At 43.9% G+C, this 19052-nt stretch carries 17 protein-coding genes and 1 pseudogene; 2 read left to right on the top strand and 16 right to left on the bottom strand.

Annotation, left to right across the window (positions count from 1 at the left end; translation table 11 throughout):
* Positions 1-157: 157 nt before the first annotated feature.
* The 10 genes from ACTNC0_RS04540 to ACTNC0_RS04585 form a co-directional block, all read right to left on the bottom strand.
* The gene (locus ACTNC0_RS04540; RefSeq protein WP_441086484.1) at positions 158-1630 is read right to left on the bottom strand and encodes an N-acetylmuramoyl-L-alanine amidase family protein; all 1473 of its coding nucleotides are present in this window, start codon (positions 1628-1630) and stop codon (positions 158-160) included.
* Between the two features lie 411 nt (positions 1631-2041).
* The gene (locus tag ACTNC0_RS04545; protein ID WP_441086485.1) at positions 2042-3028 is read right to left on the bottom strand and encodes a diaminopimelate dehydrogenase; all 987 of its coding nucleotides are present in this window, start codon (positions 3026-3028) and stop codon (positions 2042-2044) included.
* Between the two features lie 163 nt (positions 3029-3191).
* Complete coding sequence (locus ACTNC0_RS04550; protein WP_441086486.1) at positions 3192-3830, bottom strand: DnaJ domain-containing protein; 639 nt, start codon at positions 3828-3830, stop codon at positions 3192-3194.
* Positions 3823-4668, bottom strand: coding sequence for a DUF5685 family protein (locus ACTNC0_RS04555; RefSeq protein ID WP_441086487.1), 846 nt, complete (start codon positions 4666-4668; stop codon positions 3823-3825). Before ACTNC0_RS04555 ends, ACTNC0_RS04550 begins: the two co-directional genes overlap by 8 nt.
* A 108-nt stretch (positions 4669-4776) precedes the next feature.
* Positions 4777-5187, bottom strand: coding sequence for a hypothetical protein (locus ACTNC0_RS04560; RefSeq protein WP_119242483.1), 411 nt, complete (start codon positions 5185-5187; stop codon positions 4777-4779).
* A 12-nt stretch (positions 5188-5199) separates the two neighbouring features.
* Positions 5200-5706 carry a flavin reductase family protein gene (locus tag ACTNC0_RS04565; RefSeq protein WP_441086488.1) on the bottom strand — a complete coding sequence of 169 codons (507 nt, stop codon included), beginning with the start codon at positions 5704-5706 and terminating at the stop codon, positions 5200-5202.
* 20 nt (positions 5707-5726) lie between these two features.
* The gene (locus ACTNC0_RS04570) at positions 5727-6929 is read right to left on the bottom strand and encodes a class I SAM-dependent rRNA methyltransferase (protein ID WP_117674424.1); all 1203 of its coding nucleotides are present in this window, start codon (positions 6927-6929) and stop codon (positions 5727-5729) included.
* A 256-nt stretch (positions 6930-7185) separates the two neighbouring features.
* Entirely contained in the window at positions 7186-7761 is a 576-nt protein-coding gene (locus ACTNC0_RS04575) for an N-acetyltransferase family protein (protein WP_441086489.1), read from the bottom strand.
* Positions 7751-9340 carry a DUF1002 domain-containing protein gene (locus ACTNC0_RS04580; RefSeq protein WP_441086490.1) on the bottom strand — a complete coding sequence of 530 codons (1590 nt, stop codon included), beginning with the start codon at positions 9338-9340 and terminating at the stop codon, positions 7751-7753. The genes ACTNC0_RS04575 and ACTNC0_RS04580 overlap by 11 nt, the downstream gene beginning before the upstream one ends.
* Before the next feature lie 110 nt (positions 9341-9450).
* Positions 9451-10005, bottom strand: coding sequence for a manganese efflux pump MntP (locus ACTNC0_RS04585; RefSeq protein ID WP_441086491.1), 555 nt, complete (start codon positions 10003-10005; stop codon positions 9451-9453).
* A gap of 515 nt (positions 10006-10520) precedes the next feature.
* Here ACTNC0_RS04585 and ACTNC0_RS04590 point away from each other — a divergent pair.
* A complete protein-coding gene (locus tag ACTNC0_RS04590) occupies positions 10521-10808 on the top strand; it encodes a hypothetical protein (protein ID WP_441086492.1) in 288 nt (95 codons plus the stop codon).
* A gap of 116 nt (positions 10809-10924) precedes the next feature.
* On the opposite strand, the gene ACTNC0_RS04595 is transcribed toward ACTNC0_RS04590, so the two are convergent.
* Positions 10925-11134 carry a DUF5412 family protein gene (locus ACTNC0_RS04595; RefSeq protein WP_441086493.1) on the bottom strand — a complete coding sequence of 70 codons (210 nt, stop codon included), beginning with the start codon at positions 11132-11134 and terminating at the stop codon, positions 10925-10927.
* On the opposite strand from ACTNC0_RS04595, the pseudogene ACTNC0_RS04600 reads away from it, so the two are divergent.
* A pseudogene (locus tag ACTNC0_RS04600) lies at positions 11100-11507 on the top strand (transposase); the annotation flags it as partial. The gene ACTNC0_RS04595 and the pseudogene ACTNC0_RS04600 overlap by 35 nt on opposite strands.
* 782 nt (positions 11508-12289) lie before the next feature.
* On the opposite strand, the gene ACTNC0_RS04605 reads toward ACTNC0_RS04600, so the two are convergent.
* The 5 genes from ACTNC0_RS04605 to ACTNC0_RS04625 all read right to left on the bottom strand — a co-directional run.
* Positions 12290-14791 carry an ATP-binding protein gene (locus ACTNC0_RS04605; protein ID WP_441086494.1) on the bottom strand — a complete coding sequence of 834 codons (2502 nt, stop codon included), beginning with the start codon at positions 14789-14791 and terminating at the stop codon, positions 12290-12292.
* A gap of 34 nt (positions 14792-14825) precedes the next feature.
* On the bottom strand, positions 14826-16700 hold the full coding sequence (locus tag ACTNC0_RS04610) for a 5'-nucleotidase C-terminal domain-containing protein (RefSeq protein WP_441086495.1): 1875 nt from the start codon (positions 16698-16700) through the stop codon (positions 14826-14828).
* A 98-nt stretch (positions 16701-16798) separates the two neighbouring features.
* Positions 16799-17680 (bottom strand): response regulator, encoded by an 882-nt coding sequence (locus ACTNC0_RS04615; RefSeq protein WP_441086496.1) that lies wholly within the window; start codon positions 17678-17680, stop codon positions 16799-16801.
* Between the two features lie 155 nt (positions 17681-17835).
* Positions 17836-18081, bottom strand: a complete 246-nt coding sequence (locus ACTNC0_RS04620) for a hypothetical protein (protein ID WP_441086497.1) — start codon at positions 18079-18081, stop codon at positions 17836-17838.
* A 15-nt stretch (positions 18082-18096) separates the two neighbouring features.
* Positions 18097-19052, bottom strand: a 956-nt coding sequence (locus ACTNC0_RS04625) for an IS1634 family transposase (protein ID WP_441086498.1), incomplete at its 5' end; no start/stop codon positions are given.

Consider the following 19052-nt stretch of genomic DNA (forward strand, 5'->3'; position numbering starts at 1 on the left):
GGTAATTTTTTTGTGATTCTTATTAGTTTTTCACACAATTCAAACATATTTCATTGTGCTTCTGTAATATTTAAAAGCAAGTGACCAATCCTAATTTCATATTTACAGTAAATAAAAAAGCAGCCTTCCTCATGAAAGCTGCTTTTTTATTTCATTTTTAGCTAAACAGATCTGCGAGAATCTGATCTGCTGTCATATTCAGATAACCATCCGGATCTGAAAGTGTACTTCTGTTCCATCTCAGATAATTACCCCTTCTGATGTAGTTACCTGATGAAGTATGATAAGCATATTTCGTAAATCCAGGATATCTTGACATATATTTCTGTGCCAATGTAATTGCCTGGCTTGAATAATCACCTGACGGTGTTGGTGTACCCGCGATCTGAACACCTGCATTCGGTGTAGAGTGTACGATCACCGCACTCTTATCCTTACACTGTCCGAGAATGATCCATGTATGACCACTGTCATATCCAACATCACCAGGATATACCGTCCAGTCATCACTTGCCAGATTTGCCTGAGTGAGGATACTTCCCCAACCCATAGATTTATAATAAGAACCAACCTCGCCGGAAACAACTGTGTATCCGCTTCCGACACCTGATTTACTCTGCATTACCTGATATGCCGCCCATCCTACAAATCCTGAACAGTCAAATCCCTTTGCACGGTTTGCAGTACTAAGGTCTCGATAATTATTATAATCATAACTGCTGCTCTGGCTGTTATAGAAATCAGTCATTGTCTGGCTTGTTCCTTTTCTTGTGGAATCATTCCAGCCGCCGCCCCATACATACAGAGCCTGTCCAACCGGCTGTAATGCACCGGCAAGATAATTCTTAATCGTCTTTGATCCTGTAGGAGTTGTTGTATTATTTAATACACCATCAGAAGTAAAATGATACTTAGTGCCATCAATAGTCACATCACCAGTGGCCATTACACCGGTTTCTTTATCAAAATAATATTTGTTTCCGCTGATAGTTGTCCAGCCTACAGCCATCTTACCGCTGCCTGTACTGAAGTAATATTTCTTTCCATCAATCGTCTGGAATCCTTTTGCCATGATTCCGTCTTCTGTTTCGAAATATCTGTACTCATTATTTGAGTTCTTAGTCCATCCGGTAAGCATATAACATGCACTTGTAAAATATCTCGTATTATTTTTACTGTCTGTAAGGAATGTTTTGCAGGCAGCTACACCACTGTTGCTATAGAAATAATATTTCTTGCCATTCAGTGTCAGCCATTTTGTCTGCATGAATCCTGTAGATGGATTAAAATATCTCTTCTGATCCTTTGAATCAGTAAGCCAGCCGGTCAACATAACTCCGGCATTCTTGCTGAAATACCTCTTTCTACCTTTACTGTCAGTTGCCCAACCTTTTACCTGAACGCCTGTCGTTGCATTAAAGTAATACTTCTTACCATTGAGTTCAAGCCAGCCTTTCTGCTTAGATCCGTCTTCGTTTATGTAGTATGATTTCCCGTTAATAGTTACAAAACCGGTTTTCGTTTCAGCATGTACATTCGCCGCAGTAAAATACATTGAAATTCCTGTGGCAAAAAACAGCAGAAACAGAAGTACCCCCCAGATTTTAAGTTTCCTGTTTACGTTTTGCATACATACCTTCCTTTTCTTCTTTTCATTATCAGAGCGTGTCTGAAAAGTACAGTCTGCAGTATCGCATGGATACTCTCTATATCTCTTATACCTCTCAGATACGCTCTGAACTTCAACAAAGTTTTTTACAATGTTGTTACGTTTCTATGACTATATTATATTACACTTTCAATATTCAGTCAACAGACAAGTAAAATTATGTTAAACATTCACCAATTTTTCACATTTCAATCCACAAAAAAGAGACAAAGTCCACAAAAACCCTGTCTCTTTTTTCTGTTTTTAGTAACACAGCCAATTGTACAGTATCATTATATATCGTCCTGTATCAATCAGCGATTCTCTGATTATTCAGTTAATCTGATTGCAAATTACGTTGCTGTTTCCCCTGTTCTCAGTAACGCATCCAAATTACAGTAAGTGTTTTCTTAATTCAGCTCCGTCAGCAGCACACAGATAAGCTGGCGCTACATCGAATACCGTCTTCGCACCAGTCTGTCCTTCTTTATTCATGCGATATGCAGCTCTTGCATATGCAACAAGTACAGAAGATGTAAATTCCGGATTGGAATCCAGTTTCAGGCTGTATTCGATTACATGGTTATTCTCATCATTCCAGCCTGTTTTTCCGGAACGGATCACGAATCCACCATGTGGAATGCCGCTATGGTCACGTTTCAGTTCCTCTTCACTGATAAAATGTACAGTTGTGTCATAGTCTGCGAAATAGTTCGGCATAGTCTTGATGTCATTCTCGATCTGTGCAAGGTCTGCGCCTTCTTCTGCAACTACGAAGCATTCTCTTGTATGCTTCTGTCTGGTTGTAAGATCTGGATTCTCTCCGTTTCTTACAGCTTCCAGTGCTGCTTCTACAGGGATTGTATACTGTTTTGCATCTTTTACACCTTTGATACGACGTACAGCATCTGAGTGTCCCTGGCTTACACCTTTGCCCCAGAATGTATAGTCTTTACCGTTGGTAAGGATTGCATTTGCATAGAGACGGTTCAGTGAGAACATTCCCGGATCCCAGCCTACAGAAATGATTCCAACATGTCCGCTTTCTTTTGCGGCAGCATCTACTGTATCAAAATGCTCCGGAATTCTTGCATGTGTGTCAAAGCTGTCAATTACGTTGAACATCTTTGCATATTCTGGTGTCTGTTTCGGAAGGTCTGTTGCACTTCCTCCACAGATGATCAGTACATCGATCTTGTCTTTCATTTTCTCAGCATCATTTACAGAATATACTGTAGCAGTCTCTGTAAGGATCTTAACTGTTTTCGGATCACGACGTGTAAATACTGCCACCAGCTCTGTATCTGGATTATGTTTAATTGCACACTCTACACCACGGCCAAGATTACCGTAGCCTAAAATACCAATACGAATACTCATTATTGATTTCCTCCTGTATTCTTTATTATGATATCAGAGTCAAAAGGTCAGAAAGTCGTTCGTACCTGCACAATAAGACTTTCGAACTTCAATTCGTAGATATCAAATCACTTTAATATAGTAATATTTTCACTTTTAGTTGTCAATTACTAACTGATTTTTTTTAACAGCAAAACACGCCGCCACCCGGACAGCATAAGCTGCATGCCAGATTTGCCAGGCAAAGTTTCATACAATAGTCATCGCCGCCTGTCGGCATGCCTCCAAAAGGATTCTGCATTTCCTGGTACCAGGTTCCGCCGCCTTCCATCTGCTGTTGCAGCATCCGGTATTGTACATTATCCGGCTCTAAACGAACTGCTTCTTTAATATCGTTCAGAGCATTTACATTATTTCCAAGTCCCATATTTGCCATAGCAGAAAGATAATACCACTGTCCATTCTTCTGCTGAAGTGACTGCAGTACATTCATAGCTTCACGGTAATGTCCACTCTGAATATAATTGGCTGCTGCCTGTCTGCGGATGCTCTCCTCATCCTGATAGCCGGAATCTGTCTGACCGGAAAAGCCTCCATAATTATAGTCCCCGTAATTTCCGTAGCCAGTTCCCTGCTCTCTTTCTTTCATGATCTGTTCATAAGCCTGCTGAACCTGTTTGAATTTTTCCTCCGCCTGCTCTTTATTTGGATTGTCTATATTGGCATCGGGATGATATTTTCTGCTCAGCTTACGGTATGCTTTCTTTACCTCATCATCGGATGCATCCCTGGATATCCCAAGTATACTGTACGGATCAATCATTCTTTTTCTCCCCTGATTCTTTTCTCTGTTTTTGAACCGCCTCAAAGCGCACCCACACTCCAGAGTAGAGAATATTTCTCAAAATATCGGTATATTTTATAATAGGAAGTTTCTCGAACTCCCTGCAAGTCTGTGACATCATCATGATCAGAATCTGCCGTACCTGCTCATCAAACCCTTCCATTATATATTGTTCTGAAAAAGGATTGTAATTTTTATTTTTTATATCCTCTTCCACATCATCATATGCATCCAGAAGATAGATGAATTTGCCGAGAAAAAATCCCATTCTCCGCAGCGAATTCTCCCACACATCCTGTTTCCATGCAAAAATTTCTTCCATGATCCTGCCAAAGCAACCTGACATCTTGTCAATATCATGTTCGCCAGCTTTTTCCATTTCAGAAAGCTCTTTTAGAAGTTCCTGTATCCGGCGTGATTTCTCCGGATATTTCTTATCCAGCTTCCGGACTTTTCCCTGTAGAACTTTTGAATACCCAAGGGCCATCGCTTTCTTCTCATCTTCCCAGTCATCCCGGCATTTATGATAGGTAAGAAGTACATTCATATCTGCCGCATATCCGGTCACTGCATTTCTTCTGACCGACTGTTTTCGTACCGGATGAATGATGCATCTGGTTGTTCCTTTCCGGGTTGGCGGCTCATAAAGAGCACTCAGCAAAATTACAACAAACGTCATATCATAAGTCAGAGAAATCTGTCCGGATATTCCATATTTGTCTTTCAATTCTCTGCACAGACCGCAGTAAAAGGAACGGTAAAGGTCGAAATCCTTAAACTTTATTTCCGGCTTATTCATTACTACATATCCAAACATAATTCCTCCATTACATTTAGCACTCTATTTGATTATTCAAAGTTTTCTCCCGCTTATGCTTCGCCGGGGTTCTAGTACAGCGAATAATCGTACTGGTTCGATGGCGTTCTAGCGTCTTTTTATAAATTTTGCATGGCACTTCGGGCATTCAATTTCTACTTTCTGTCCTTTTCCTCTCGGAATACGGATTTTCTGTCCACAGCCCGGGCAGGTATAGATATGATGTGTCTTTCTCTGTTCCATCATATTCTTCTCTCTGGCAAACTGGCTGCGGACTTTCTGCGTATAACCCAGATATTTCTGATTTTCCGCATAACGGGCAGAGACATTTCTGGAAAAAATTCTGAAATATGTATAGATAATAAGAATAAATCCCAATGTATCTAAAATGCCGCCTGCTACATTTCTTCTGAGAAAAGATCCTATCACAATAACAAAAAGTGCCACTCCAAGAGTAAATCTTGCGAACTGATCTACTCCATAACGTCCCTGCATAAATTTATTTAATTTATCTTTCATAGATTACCTCTTTTATTCCCTCACGAGAACTTTCACGATTTCTGCGATATACATGGTATGATAATCTTTCTGAGGATACCATTTGCCGTCATTTTCCGGTGCGTCAAAACACTCCGGTTTAATCTCATCATGATACATTTTCTTGCAGACCATGATCATATCTGCTTCCTCAATTCCTGCTGTTCCATCTGTGAAATATGGAGTCAGACCTGCGTCTTTGATCTTATCCACACCTTTTCCGGAAACCTTGCCACAATAATTTAATGCTTTGCGATACTCTTCTCTCAGCACGGAAATCGTAAATGTATCTTCTCTGTCTACGAATTCCTTTGTATATCTCTGTGGACGGATGTATACAGTTACTGCATTCTTTCCCCACATAACACCCATTGCGCCCCAGCTGGCTGTCATGGTGTTGCATTTTTCTTCATTTCCAGCTGTGATCAGCAGCCATTCTTTTCCAATCTTAGTAAATGGATTCATAGTCAGTTCTTCTGCTTTTACTTCTTTAAAACTCATAATAATGTCCTCTCTTTCTATTACCTGTCATTGCAAACCTGGAAAATATAAAATTTTAAATAGTAAGACTCATCTGCTGCCCAGAGAATCGGGTGATCCGGTGCCTGGGTTCTGTATTCTACCTGGCGCAGTCTCTTATGTACATTCTTTGCTGCCTGTCCGATTGTTCTGGTGAATAACTCGTAATCCATAAAATGAGAGCATGAACAGGTTGCCAGAAATCCTCCGTCTTTGACCAGTTTCATAGCACGCAGATTGATTTCTCTATATCCTTTTACTGCATTCTTGATTGAGTTTCTTGACTTGGTAAATGCCGGAGGATCCAGAATCACAACGTCAAATTTCTCACCTTTCTGTTCCAGTTCAGGAAGAAGCTCAAATACATCCTCGCAGATAAATTTCACTTTGTCAGATAAGCCGTTTAATGCGGCATTGGCTGTCGCCTGATCTACCGCAAGCTGAGATGCATCCACACCGGTTACACTGTCAGCACCTGCGATTCCCGCATTCAGAGCAAAGGAGCCTGTATGTGTGAAGCAGTCCAGGACTTTCGCGCCCTTACATAATTTCTGAATTGCAAGTCTGTTATATTTCTGATCAAGGAAGAAGCCTGTTTTCTGTCCGTCTTTGACATCTACTTCGTATTTTACGCCGTTTTCTTCAATCTGTACTAGTGTCGGGAATTCCGGTCCGATGAAGCCTTTCACCAGTTCCATGCCTTCCTGTTTACGGACCTTTACATCACTTCTCTCGTAAACACCACGAATCGTAATTCCATCTTCCGCAAGAACTTTCTTAATAAGCTCCACGATCGTCTCTTTGAAACGGTCGATTCCAAGCGCCAGTGACTGGACAACAAGCACGTCAGAAAACTTATCCACAACAAGTCCCGGAAGAAAATCTGCCTCTGCAAAAATCAGACGACAGCTGCTTATATCTACCACTTTTTTACGATATTCCCATGCATCACGTACGCGCTTCTCCAGAAGTTCTTCATTGATTTCAACATTCTCATCTCTGGTCATCAGACGTACTGTAATCTTAGAATTCGTATTAATAAATCCTCTTCCCATCGGATATCCGTCAAAATCATGGACAAGAACTATGTCTCCGTTCTCAAAGCTTCCCATGATTGAATCTATTTCATTATCAAAAATCCACATTCCACCGGATTTCAGAAGTCGTCCCTCACCTTTTTTCAGGGTTACAACTGCTATACCCATTTATCTTCCTCCTCGTTATGTTTTCATCACATTTCATGATATCAAATTCAAAAAGCTGTTCAAGCTCATGCGCCAAAGTTTTTGAACCTGATATCTCTTTGTTGACACTGCTATATATGCAGTAAATTTTCTATTTCTAATCACCCATTCTATCACATTCATTTTATTTTTTCCACATATAACGGAAAGCAGCCAGCGAAATCACAAAAATTTCACTGGCTGTTTTCTGTTTGTTTCTTTTATTTTTAGTGTTTTTTCAGATTTTTTTTGCATTTTTCAGAAGTATACATCTTGGAAGTCCACCATAGCAGAGTTCAATCTTCTTTACTTCATATCCATGGTTCTCCATGTTATGTCTGCTGAACTGATTATCAGGATGTATCGTACACATCAGATAATAGTATTCTTCCAAATTTAGGAAATTCTCTGCTACATCGAGCATCCGTCCCTGCAGCCCATTGCCTCTGTATGCATTTCCTACAACTGCTGAATCCATGACTGCTACATGTGCAAGCTGTTCTTCATCAAAATCGAGATAAGTCCCCAGATTATCTTCCTTATTTTCAGGATATTTAATAAGAAAGAATCCTGCTATCTCTTCTTCTGAAGATTCTGCTACAACTACAAAACCATGCTCTTTCAGATGCGCACGGATATAATCTTCATTATCAGCTACAAACCAGTCTGGATGTTCTTTATCGCCCTGTGCTTCATTCATAACTTTCATAATTCCGACAACATCTGCTTCGTCTGCTTTCCGTATCAGAAACGTCCCCTGCATAGCACCATCCTGGTTCTGCTTACATTCCTGGTCTTTTCGATTATTCTGCATAATCTTCGCTGTTCTCTGTGTCTGCGGTTTCAGCTGTCTCTGCCTCATCTGTATTATAGGTTTCGCTGCTCTCACCGTAGAGTTTCTCGAAGAATTTCATTGTCTCATTATATAAAGTCTGTCTGTCTTCATCAGAAAGTTCGCTAAGCTCCGGGCTTGCCTGTGTATCTGCGCTTAATCCAAAGATCTCTTTCATGGATTTATCCACCATATTGAGTTCTGTGCTCATGTAAATTTCAGTTCCATCTGCCTGATAGGAATCTGTTCCCTCAGTAAGAATCTGCAGGTATGCTTTCTCTACATCTTTGGAAAGTGTTGCACCATTTTCAGCGTCAAGAACTACAGATGCGGTTGCTGTCTCATCTTCCATAGCTGTTGTAAGAGCAGCTGTATCGCCCTCGTATTCTCCTTTACAGAAATTCTCAGCTTTATTAAATAATGTCAGCTGATCCTCTGTTAATGAAGAAGTGTCAAGTTCATCTGTTGTAGTTCCATTCTCAACAACCTCTGTTTGATCCGCTTCTTCATCTATATTGCCAAGTGTGCTGTCATCTGTTGTCTCGTCACCAGCTGTTTCCTCCGGCATATCTGTAGAATTCATTTCATCATCCTGATCACTGCTGTTATCCTCAACCAGACCAGACTCCTGTTCCAGTGATGGATTCTCTGTAGAACTCTCTACGATATCTCCTCCCAGAGCACTATTATCAACGCTGTTGAGAATATCGTCGCCATCTGCTGTATCACCTGCATTAACAGTGTCGTCTTCTTCGTCAGCAATGTCACCGAGTTCACCACTGTCACCGGATGTATTCTGGTCTACCTGTTCCAGAGTTGCTTTTACATCATCATAATTATAATCCTGCTGTGCAATCTGCTCCAGAAGCTCTACGATCTTATTGATCTGGTCAGAATCCAGATTTACATTGTTCTGCTGTGCAACATTTACTACGATATTGTAAATCTCATCTGCATTCTGAACGTTATCCTTGATAACCTGCATCTTGGAATTGTTCATAACAGTTGTTGCATCATTCTTACCGACTTCATCTGCAAGACTTCCTGTTACTACCATTTCCTCTGTTGCAAGTTCTTTCTTCGTGCTGTCAAGCTGTTCGCCTGTAGCTGTCTCATATGCCATCTGGATACCGGTCAGCGCACCTGTACCGGATACTTCGAACGGGCAGGCTGCAACTACTTCACAGTTCTTTACTCCTGATGTAGAAAGTGAAGTAGCAATCATGTTACAGGTTACCCAGTTAAGGTTGGCTGTTCTTACTTTGATTCCGCCGGACTGGGTTGGTTTTACGTATGCGCAGCTTACTGTTCTGGTTCCGATCTGTTCGATTGGTACATAGGCACTTAAGTGATCTCTTTCATCCTGGTTTGTGACGGTAAGAATCTGTACCTGACTGCTGTCTACGTTAAAGTATTTCATCATTGTATTCTTCTGGTCCTGGGAAAGATCTGCTCCCAGTGTTACCACTTTCATGGAATCTGCCATTGTCGGTACTGCTGTTCCTGAAAGTACCAGGCATGCGCTGCATAAAAGTGCGGCTGCGGATTTTGCTTTTTTCATAATAGAAACCTCCCTGATATGTGTTCAATTTTTGATTGAATTTTGTGTTCTTATTGATATTGGTATTATAGCACGTTTGGTTGGGGATTTGTAATTTTTATTGTTCTTTTCTAAATAATCCCAAGTCCCTCCAGCAGGATTTTCACTCCAATAAGAATGAGTATGATTCCACCGCATAGTTCTGCTTTGGATTTGTATTTCATTCCAAAGAGGCTTCCAATCTTGACGCCTGCGGCTGAACAGACGAAGGTTACTATTCCAATGAAGGAAACAGCAGGGACGATTGCTACTTTGAGAAATGCGAATGTTACGCCTACTGCAAGTGCATCAATGCTGGTTGCGACTGCAAGTAAAAGCATGCATTTGACATCCATATCTGCATTGACATGTTCTTCTTCTCTGGATTCTTTGATCATGCTGATTCCGATAAATAACAGAAGTACAAATGCTACCCAATGGCTGTAGCGGGTTACTTTGTCTGCGAAGAATCGTCCTCCGAAGTATCCAATAAGAGGCATTAATGCCTGAAATCCGCCGAACCATGCACCTGCGATGCACATATGTTTTACTTTGATTTTGCCAAGGGAAAGTCCTTTACAGATGGATACCGCAAATGCATCCATGGACAGCCCGATTGCCAATATAAACAGTTCAAAAATATTCATGTCTTTTTCTCTCCTTTATCTGTGTAAAATATTTTTATAGAATTTCTGCCGCGGCACAGGAAAGAATCCTGCCCGGAGGGCTTTTTTATGTCCCTGGAACATTACGGAGTAATTTCCTGTGACATAAAAAAAGAGACACACAGACAGTTGTTCTAACTGTCCATGAGTCTCATCGTTTACTGTAATACCGGGTGCGCATTGCACCATTATGTCGATAATACTACATATTCTCTAGAATATGCCGATTACTCCCTCGCGGAGAATGTTCATATTCTATCATATTGATTATTGTTTATCAAGTAGTTTTTTACAATTCCCATCCTGCTGCCGGGAGCTACGTTACTGTTCACTCCGTTCTCAGTAACGTAGCCAAAATTCATTCCAGATTGCCTGCGGCAATGGAAGAATTACTGGATGTTTACTATACAAATCAGCGATAATAGCAAACAAAAAATGTATCCACTCAAGATCTTATGTGATATAATTTTTTTATCATATTATAAGAGAGGAATATTATGTCAATCATTAATCAACCTTTTCAAGGTCAACTAGGTGACATTCTAATTTCAGAATTAGAAAATGGCTATACAAAGTTTACAATTTTCTCTGCATTCGCAAAAAACAGTGGCGTTTTAAGATTAAAAGATTCTATTGAGAAATTCAAATCAACAGGAACTTCTTTGAACAGATATGTTCGTGGCAAGGCAAAAGAAAAAGACCAACAGCAGCACTTCAAATTACTACCATTGGTCTTAAAGCCCTTAATTTCCAGACATTTCTGCCTTTGCCTATTTTACCCTTGACATCAAAACTACCGTCTCCACCTGGGTCGAGGCAATGGCTTGAATGTCCATAGTACACGGGAACAAATCATACCTCTGTGTATGAGGGAACATATCAGCCTATTACCTGCGTCTTATTATTTATCTCTTCTGAAATCGTAAATATCTTTTTCAACATTTTCAAATAGAACTCCGTTAATGATGACCGTGTCATCATCTTCCCAGACGATTTCAGCAGAATAGCAATGATAGTTCCAATAGATGTTTTTCACATGTTGTCCATCATCCAATTGACAAAGTACAGCAACTGCCATCCAAAACATTATGGAAGAAATGCATTCACCCATTACAACAATTCCCAGAATTGGATTGCGTATGGGAGCGATGATTCTCGCCGAAATCGGTGACTTCTCTCGTTTTGATTCGCCGGACAAAATCCTTGCCTATGCCGGAATGTCACCATCCACTTACCAGTCTGGACGGCTTTCGTTGTCTGCATATTCGCACATGGAAAAGCGAGGCTCCAGATACTTGCGCTATGCGCTCTACAATGCAACCAAGTATGTCTGCCTTTGGGATCCGACCTTCTCTGCTTATCTGGCCAAGAAGCGAGCCGAGGGCAAGCATTACAACGTCGCACTCTCCCATGCTGCTAAGAAGTTAGTCCGCTTGATCTACGCCATGGAAAAATCCAGGCAACCTTACAACAGCGCTACATAAGATTCACTCTCATAATTTCGGCAGGCGTCCGACGGACGTCAGCTTTGCTATACCCTTTTTGAACCGTCTAAACCTTTTGCCGATCCACTTATTTCAGACTTGACTTTTAATAGTTAGTCTTTCTCCGAGCGCGGTTGCAGCTCACCGCAGTCATACAGCTTGCTTTCACTTTGCTCGTGAAGTTGGACAAAATCAGCGAAACACCAGTGTTTTCAAGGCTTTCTGACCTTGCTCCTATTATAACCTAATCGTCCACACATCTGACAATTCCTGTAGCTTTCATATCTTTTCCACTCCTTGTGTCGCGTTTCCAGTGGTATTGTTTGCAGGAAAAGGGGAATTATGCGACCAACCCGCAAGGATACGAAGCTTCTTTCCTGCCGTATTTTCGTGTGCCGCGCTGACAATGCTCCGGCAGCCTCACTTCACAGTGCTATCCTGATTCTTTTTGAAAGCTTTCATCAATTCGGATGAAGGCTTTCACTATGAAGACTCCGCATTCATAGTAAAATTGAAAGCAAATGCCAGCGCCTCGTCCCTTGCGGGGCAAGCCGGCCATGCAAAAAACGGCATAAGAAAGCCTGAAAAATATCCACAGGAAAACCACAATTTCCTGTGGATGTGGTTGGTATGCCCATTTTCCCCCGCAAAAAGTATTCCATAGGCAAAATACTCAGAAAATGTCAACGGAAGACCCCATTCCCGGAATCCTCCGTTTATCGCAGGCTGTTTCTTTACAGCCCCTTTATTTGTCTGCACATACCTATGGAATATATCGTCGCTCAGCGGTTCAGATTCCGTGCAATGGCTTTCACAACCTCGTCTATGACGATGGGCTTTGACAAATGTCCATTCATGCCTGCATCCAAAGATGCCTGCACATCCTCGGCAAAGGCGTTGGCCGTCATGGCAATGATCGGGATTTCAGCGGCATCCGGACGATTTTGTATACTTCGGATGGCTTTTGTTGCTTCATAACCATTCATCTTCGGCATCATCACATCCATAAGAATGATATCAAATGTACCTTGTGGATTTTCAGCAAAGCATCTGACTGCTTCTTCACCATCGACAGCCCTGGTAATATGCATTCCCAGTTCTTCCAGCTGAACAATTGCGATCTCTGCATTAAGGTCATTGTCTTCGGCCAAAAGAACCTTCAAACCATGTAAGTCCACTTTGCCAACAGCAAAATCGGTCTTCTTTCCTTCACAGGAATCCGCGATCTCCATAGGCAGCTCAACCGTAAAGGTTGAACCAACGCCCTTCTTGCTCTCCACGCTAATCGTTCCACCCATCAGGTCTACATACCGCTTTGTGATGGCCATACCTAAACCGGTACCCTTATACTGCGTCCGTGCACCATGCTCCTCCTGAGAAAACTCGTCAAAGATGTAATCAACAAATTCTTCAGACATACCAATACCGGTGTCGGAAATCCGATATCGCACCCGGATGAAGTGCTCATCTTCTCCGGGATGGTAACTGACCGCATAGATGACGGTGCCCCCATCGTTTGTAAACTTCACAGCATTGCCAAGAATGTTTACAAGCACCTCACGAACCCGAACGGCATCAGTCAGTACATAGCGCATTTGCGGCTGCCCCAATTCGGTTTGGAAGGTGATATCACGATTGGACAGGTAGCCGTACATGATGGTAAGCACAGATTCCGATACTTCAGCAATATCAACCGGTGTGGGTGTGTATTGAACCTTACCACTTTCGATCCGGCTGATATCCAGCACATCATTGATCAGCGCAAGCAAATGCTCAGAGCTGTCACTGATCTTATCCAGACAGGCTTTGACCTCGGGCTTGGGATTCTGCTTCAGCGCAATGTTGGTAAAGCCGATGATGGCGTTCATGGGTGTCCGGATGTCGTGGGACATATTGCTCAGGAAGATGCTTTTTGCGGCGTTGGCGTTTTCCGCGGTATGGACGGCATCCGCAAGCTTCTGATTGATCTTCTTGTCCTTGGTGCGGTCGGATAAATCCAGAATGTATTTCGCCTCTCCCTGTATATCCGTACAGAACGCGGCTACCCGGAACCACAGCTCTTCGCCGGTTATTTGATGAATATATTCCCGATCCCACAGACGCTGTTCGCCGGGCAGAATATCGGACAACTGATCCAGAATGTGCTCCGATTCATCTGTCTGGAGCAGATGTTCGATCTCGTGGATGTCGTCGAAGACCTGCTGCTCCGAAATACCCACCAGCTTCTCAATGTTGGGGCTTACATATTCCACACGGAGATCCTTCGCGTCCACCATCAGGAAAACATCATCCACATTGACGGACAGCTTGGAGAACAGCTCGTCACGGGCAAGCAGCGCTTTATCTTTCTGCTTCAGCTTCTGCCGGTTTTGTATAATCACCAGCAGCAGAAGCATAACAGCCATAGCAATGGTAATTGCCGAGACCACGGTTATCGTGGTGGTCTGAAGCTCGTTCATACTGGAGTTGACCACATCGGCCGGCACAATACCCACAACAGTCCAGTTTTGAAAATTGGCGGACTCATACACCAGATAATTGGAGACGCCGTTGATTTTGAACAGCAGCGAACCGGAATTGCCGGACAGGAAATCCTGCTGTAAGGCAGTGATCTGATCGTCGGTCAGACTTTTCGATTCCTCCAGCAGAACAAAGAGATTGTGGACGCTGTCCATAGCCTCGCTGCTGTTGTCCACGGCAATGCGTCCGTCGGGCAGAACCGCATAGGTGCTGGCTTGACCGTTAAAAGCTGAGATCTTCAATGCCTCCACTATATCCGAATTGTTATAGGTAATGGCGATGGCCTCGTAATCAAAGCCCCGGAAGCTGCCCCGCTCGGTGGGAATGGCAAACACCATAATCTCCGGCTTGTCCGGGACAACGGAGTTGACGACGATGGGCTGATCATCCAGTATCAGGTTGGGAAGCTGCTCCCGCAGATCCAGATAACCCCTGCCCTCTGACAGCGTGATGTATTTGCCGTCCCGGGAGATGAAATAGAAGTTGGTGAAATGGCTTTCCTCACGGGCCTGGTTCACATAGGCGACAATTTCCTCGTCGCTCTGCGTTTTTTCAATATAGGGCGCCCACATCCGCATCCGGCTCCAGTTGACGGAAACCAGATTATATAATTGCTGGTTTGCTTGATGAAAAATCTCCGTCAGGTGGGCGGTGCTCTCGTCAAAAATTGTCTGCGCCACAAAGTTAAAGTAGGCAGAACCCGCCCGGATTACCCCTGCTACCAATACAAGCACCAGCAGCAAAGCGATCCAACGTTTTTTCACGGCACAGCCCTCCTTTCGAAATTATTCTGGTTTCTTATTTACCCTGAAGAATGGTCACATACTCCGACGGAGCCAGGAACTGCCCGGTCTTCTCCAGCGCCTCCTGCATACATTCCTGACTGGAGAAATCACTTACCAGATAGGCCTCGCGCTTCGCCTTCAGATCCTCGGGCATAGGACAGTTGCAGAAGGTCTCGTGCTCTAGGAAGGTGTCCGCACCCACCAGCAGCAGGGTGTAGGTGCAGTTTTTGTCCAGAGGCTGACCGTTCACGGTCACTTCCTCCAGACGGAACTTGCCTCGCTCATACTCGGTAACGGTGTACTCCATACCGCTGGTGACGGGCATCAGATTGCGGTGCTGGATGGGGTTGGAGCCGTCCTCCTTCACATTCACCAGCCAGTCCATGAACCGCCAGACTTCCTCGCCGGTGTATTCCCCCTGATAGATGGAGTTCCGGGCGGTCAGCACCCACTTGGCCTGCTGCAGGGTGTAGTCCCCGGCGTAGATTGAGGTGCTGACCGTGGGGGAATAGCCGATGGCCAGGTCCGCCTCCATGGAGGAGCGGATGGTGTTCATCAGGGAGGAGGCCGCAGCGCTGCCGTGCTCAGTAAATTCATTGGAATAGGCGGTCTTCTGGGTGAACATCACTTCCACAGCGTCCGGATCGGCATAGTGGGTGATCTGCTGGTTGAAGGCGTCGTAAGCGGCCTTGGCGTCATACTCGCCGGTCATCATCTTGTGACCTACGTCCTGAGAGATGCCGAACACCTCGGTGGAGGCCAGACGCATATACAGGTGGTTGCTGTTGATGCAGTCCTGCACATACCGCAGGGAGTCGGTGGGGGTGATGTTCACTTCCTTGTTGTAGGACAGTACCGAGGTGCCGGCGGCAACGTGCTTCTGGCCTTCCTCGCTGAACATAGCCATCAGAACCTCCATCACAGCTTCCCGCTTGGCTTCATCCTCCTCCACCTGCTTGGAGACGGCAACCTGACACATAGGATAGGTCAGCAGCCAGTTGTCCTCGCTGGTCTGCCCAAAATAGGGCAGAATCACACTGTTGATACCCATCTCCACCGTAATGTTGTCCGCCAGAGCCGCTGTGTTGCGGATCATAGCGGTCATTCCCTGATAATACGGTTCCATTGTAACGGAAAACGTCAGCTCCTCATCGCCGGGCTGGAAGCGGACATCCTTCAGAAACTGCTCGTACTTTTCAAAGACCTTGGGCCAGACGGTGTCGTCCAAACCAACCTGGTTATCCTCTGTTTCACTTTCGTATTCCATACGCCACCGGGTGCCTTCCAGACTCATCAACTCAGGAATGGCGCAGCCCTGCATAGTCTCCAGACAGGAATAGTCATAAATCCAGTCGGTCTGGAAGCCCTTGATGCCAACGGCTTCGAAGGCATCGATAGCTGCTACGAACTCGGAATAATTGGTGGGCAGGGGGATGTTATACTGGTCGAACAAATCCTTGTTGGCCATAATGCTGTCCACCTCGGCGCACATAGGCAGCCAACGGATGGCGCCGCTGCTTTCCCGATTGACCTCCAGATAGCTGGAGTAGAAGGTGCCGGCTACTTCGGATTTGCTCAGATCCATCAGATACTCAGTCAGGGGTGCCGCGTCGTTCAGGGAGAACCGGCGGCAGGTGATGATATCCGGCATAGCCTCTCCGCGTGCCATCAGATCCTTGTAGTATTCCATGGTGTTGAAGCTCTGGATAAAGGTGAAGTTAATCTCAGGGAACTTCTCCTCCAGCCAGGGGGTCAGTTCCTTAAACATGGATCTGTCCCACGCGTACAGGCTGATGGAAATTCTATCGTCCTTTTTCTGACCGGTACAGCCGGCAAAAAGAGCTGCTGCCATAACAACAACAAGCAATAAAGCGACAAATCTTTTCATTTTATTTCTCCTTCTACGTTGGTTCTTTTTATTCAGAGCCACAGCAACTGCAAATCATCCTGCTGACGACTCAAAATGCTGTATACAGGATGCAGTTGTCATTGGAATTTTGCCAAACTTCTCAGCAGGCGGGCGGAATTTGTGGGCTTTACAAGGAAATCATCCATCCCGATTACAGCCGCCCGTTCCCGATTCTTAGCAACTGCGTTTGCCGTAAGGGCGATAATGGGAATGTTTGCCCGGATTCGGTTCGGGAGCTTTCGGATCTTTACGGTTGCCTCATAACCGTCCATCACCGGCATCTCAATATCCATCAATATAAAATGATAGTAACCCGGCTCGTTGGCTTTCACGGCGGCAACCGCTTCGCTTCCGTTGACGCCTTCCTCCACGATCAGGCCATGACCCATGAGAACTTCCCGCATAATCTCACGATTCAGCGCGTTATCATCCACAAGGAGCACCCGCTTGCCCTTTAATGCCTGGATGTCCTCCGGATTCTCTGCCTCCGGCTCGTCGTCCAGCGGTTCTCCAAGGGCGTAGGCGATGGTGGATTCCATACTGGTCAGAACCAACTGAATCTTCTGCAGATATTCCTCCGCTTTGGAGCCGTGTCTGCCGCCCAGCTCGGTATATCCCACCGCGCTGTTCAGTTCTGTACGCAAATCCTGCAAGGATCTTTTGTGGAATTCCGCAGCTTTTCTTGCCGCTTCCAGCTCCTTTTCCAGCAGATCTATTTTTTTAAGGAGCCGCTCATAATTTGCCTGTGAGCTTCGGACTTTGCCGTCCGGATATTGCAGATCAAAGGTGATTGTGACACCCAGTACATCCAGGCATTTCTGGAATTCTTCAAAAGTCATACTCTCCCGGGCGAGCTTTCTATATAAAGAAGATGGTAACATTCCCATTCTCTTAGCAAGCTCCGCTTTTGTGGTTCCCAGCTCAGAACAAGCGATATTGATTGTCTCTGCTGTCTTCATATAGATGCCCTCCCTTCCAAGCATATATTAATAAGCGTATTTTTTGACATTATAGCATATTCGACATATTATTACAAGGGCTATTGCACTACTGTGAACTTCCAGTTTTTTTCCGCCTAAATCAAGTGTCGCTATATCTGCGACTCAAAATAATTCTATTTTTCCGTCTTTTCTCCATCTGATCCTGCATTCGAAAAGTTCATGATCTCCTCATATGACCGCCCACTTTTTACAACTGCTGACAGGATCTCTTCTTTTCTTATGGCATCCCGCTTGTCTAACAGTTCTTTCAGATTTGCTGTTGCCTGGTCATACTTTTTCTTCGCTGCGATCACATCAGCCTCTGCTTTTTTAATCTTTTCTTCCAATGCTTCCTTACTTGTTTTTCTTGTTCTTGCCATCTTTATTTTCCTTCCTTATTCTGCTTCTTTCAGTTCCTTACTCAGCTCTGACGCAAAGTATTTTATACTATTCGCATCCAGTCCAAAGGCTTTCAATATTACTTTCTGATCCGCTGTTACTGCATGATCCAGACGGTATATATTGTCTAACTGACGTACCATTTCTATTTTTTCCAGCTCTTTTATTGCCGCCGGTACAGTCATATAGTTCAGTTTCTTATCCAGTTTTTTCATTTCTTCTTTTAGTTTTATATACATCTTGCAGCGCACTATCATGGCTACAAATTCAACAAATATCTTCGCTCTTGCTGATTCTTCTGAATACACCCGGATGCTCTTATTCCCCAGATATGATTTGTCTCCGCGGAATAGTTTCTCCGATACATCCCTGCTCTTATACAGTTCGATTGCTTCCTTCGCACTCATCTTTTCCGATGTAACGATACAAAAATATCCTGCCAGATCCAGTTCTCTTTCTACCACACTGCACCGTTCTTCCGGTAGTATAAAAGCCTGGCTCTTTTCATCATAATGAAGGTTAAAATACTTCTCAAATCCAGGACCGAATTCCTTTACTTTATTCTGGTACTTTTTCAGATACTGCGTCATCTGGTTGATCCGGTTTTCAATCTCTATCCGTTCTGCGCTTTCTTTGGAAATACTATGATACAGATGAAAATAACGCTCTTTTTTATCACTTGCATACAGTTTGTGCCGTATTGTCTTTCCGTAAACTCCATATTCATAGATATTGTTCACCCGCTTATTTTCAAATGTCCCTTTATTTTCCAGGATCAGTTCATTCACAAGGGCAGACATCCCTTTCACCATGATAACAAAACTATACCCACATTTATCCATATATTGTATATTCTCGCAGCTGAAATATCCCCTGTCCAGAATGAATCCGATCTTCTTATAACCATATCCGGATGCTTTATCCAGCATGAACTGAAGCTGGGAGATATCAT

Origin of the sequence: Blautia sp. HCP3S3_B11 (assembly GCF_052064435.1) — a bacterium.
In the GTDB taxonomy this organism is placed as follows: Bacteria; Bacillota; Clostridia; order Lachnospirales; family Lachnospiraceae; genus Blautia_A.